The following is a 2,020-nucleotide window of genomic DNA, read 5'->3' as shown; positions in this document are numbered from 1 at the left end:
CTCGGCCAGCGCGACCGATCCGGTGACCATGTCCTTGGAGTACTGGCCGCCGAGGAACTCCGCGCCGCCGGTGCGCGTTGCTCCCGGCGCCGTCGCCGCGTCCCGAGGCCGGCCGGACCGGCCGCCGGCGCGGGACCACCGCGCGGGCCGGGCTGACCCGGACGGGCGCGTCTGCGAGGATGGGCGGGACTCAGACGACGCAGTGGTCGTCTCCGTGGCCCGCGGGCCGGTGGGCGAGGTCGGGCGCCCCACCGGAGTCCGCCGGGCCCTGCGGTGCGCCCGCGCCGCAGCGTGGCGACCCGCGTGACCGACACCGCACACCCCGAGGAGCGGACAGATGCCCATCGCGACCCCTGAGGTCTACAACGAGATGCTCGACCGGGCGAAGGCACAGAGGTTCGCCTACCCGGCCATCAACGTCACCTCGACCCAGACGCTGCACGCGGCCCTGCGCGGCTTCGCGGAGGCGGAGAGCGACGGCATCGTCCAGATCTCCACCGGCGGCGCGGAGTTCCTCGGCGGCCAGTACTCCAAGGACATGGTCACCGGATCGGTCGCGCTGGCCGAGTTCGCGCACGTCGTGGCGGCGAAGTACCCGGTCAACATCGCGCTCCACACCGACCACTGCCCCAAGGGCAAGCTGGACGGCTACGTCCGCCCGCTGCTGGCCGTCTCCCGCGAGCGCGTCGAGCGCGGTCAGAACCCGCTGTTCCAGTCGCACATGTGGGACGGCTCGGCCGAGACCCTCGCCGACAACCTGGAGATCGGGCGCGAGCTGCTGACGCTGGCCGCCGCCGCCAGGATCATCCTCGAGGTCGAGATCACCCCGACCGGTGGCGAGGAGGACGGCGTCACCCACGAGATCAACGACGAGCTGTACACCACCGTCGACGACGCGCTGCGCACCGCGGAGGCGCTCGGCCTCGGCGAGCACGGCCGCTACCTGCTCGCGGCGTCCTTCGGGAACGTGCACGGCGTCTACAAGCCGGGCAACGTGGTCCTCCGTCCCGAGCTGCTGAAGGACCTGCAGGAGGGCGTGGGCGCCAAGTACGGCAAGCAGGAGCCGTTCGACTTCGTCTTCCACGGCGGCTCGGGCTCCACCCCCGAGGAGATCGCCACCTCGCTGGAGAACGGTGTGGTGAAGATGAACCTCGACACCGACACCCAGTACGCCTTCACCCGCCCCGTCGCCGACCACATGCTCCGCAACTACGCGGGCGTGCTGAAGGTCGACGGCGAGGTCGGCGACAAGAAGACCTACGACCCCCGCAGCTGGGGCAAGCTGGCCGAGGGCTCGATGGCGGAGCGCGTCACCCGCGCCTGCGCCGACCTGCGCTCCACCGGCACCCGCCTGACGTGACCCGCCCCGGGCGCCCCCGGCGTCCGTGACCGGCCGTACCCGACGGGCCGGGGAGCGACACCGCTCCCCGGCCCGTCCGGCTGCCGCCCCCGTCCGGCTGCCGCCCCCCCCCCGGCCACGCCCGGCGCCGGTCCCGGCGCTCCGGCGGACCAGGCAGACTGGAACCATGTCCACGTACGAGAACCTGCTCGGGGGACCTCCCCCGACCCACCTGCCCGACGACCCGGAGCCGCGCGAGGCACTCGCCGGCGGCACCGAGCCCTCCGACGTGGCGGCCCGCTTCCCCGCGTCCTCGCTGGCCTGGGCCCAGCTCGCCGACGACGCCTTCGAGTCCGGCGACCCCGTGGCCTCCTACGCGTACGCGCGTACCGGCTACCACCGCGGCCTGGACGCGCTGCGCCGCAGCGGCTGGAAGGGCCACGGCCCGGTGCCGTGGGAGCACGAGCCCAACCGCGGCTTCCTCCGCGCGCTGCACGCCCTCGCCCGGGCCGCGAAGGCCATCGGCGAGACCGAGGAGCACGAGCGCTGCCGGACGTTCCTCAAGGACAGCTCCCCCGACGCCGCCGAGACCCTCTCCGCGACGGACTGAGCCCGCCCGGAACCGCGCCGCCCCCACGGCGCCGGCCCCGGCACCCGCGGCGCCCGCCCACCGGCGGGCGC

The 2,020-nt window shown here is 74.6% G+C and carries 2 protein-coding genes; both read left to right on the top strand.

The window, feature by feature from the left end; all coding sequences use genetic code 11:
* The first annotated feature begins 337 nt into the window (after positions 1-337).
* Positions 338-1,360: a class II fructose-bisphosphate aldolase gene (gene fbaA / locus HCN52_RS23970; RefSeq protein WP_168090513.1), complete on the top strand. Its 1,023-nt coding sequence runs from the start codon at positions 338-340 to the stop codon at positions 1,358-1,360.
* Between the two features lie 166 nt (positions 1,361-1,526).
* On the top strand, positions 1,527-1,949 hold the full coding sequence (locus tag HCN52_RS23965; protein ID WP_168090512.1) for a DUF3151 domain-containing protein: 423 nt from the start codon (positions 1,527-1,529) through the stop codon (positions 1,947-1,949).
* Positions 1,950-2,020 lie beyond the last annotated feature (71 nt).

The sequence above is a fragment of the Streptomyces bohaiensis genome (assembly GCF_012033785.1).
In the GTDB taxonomy this organism is placed as follows: Bacteria; Actinomycetota; Actinomycetes; order Streptomycetales; family Streptomycetaceae; genus Streptomyces; species Streptomyces bohaiensis.
This window is presented reverse-complemented; position numbering and strand designations above follow the sequence as displayed.

What these genes read in the sequence shown, in the direction of transcription:
- fbaA (WP_168090513.1), top strand. Translation starts at nt 338, where the DNA reads ATGCCCATCGCGACCCCTGAGGTCTACAACGAGATGCTCGACCGGGCG.
- HCN52_RS23965 (WP_168090512.1), top strand. Translation starts at nt 1,527, where the DNA reads ATGTCCACGTACGAGAACCTGCTCGGGGGACCTCCCCCGACCCACCTG.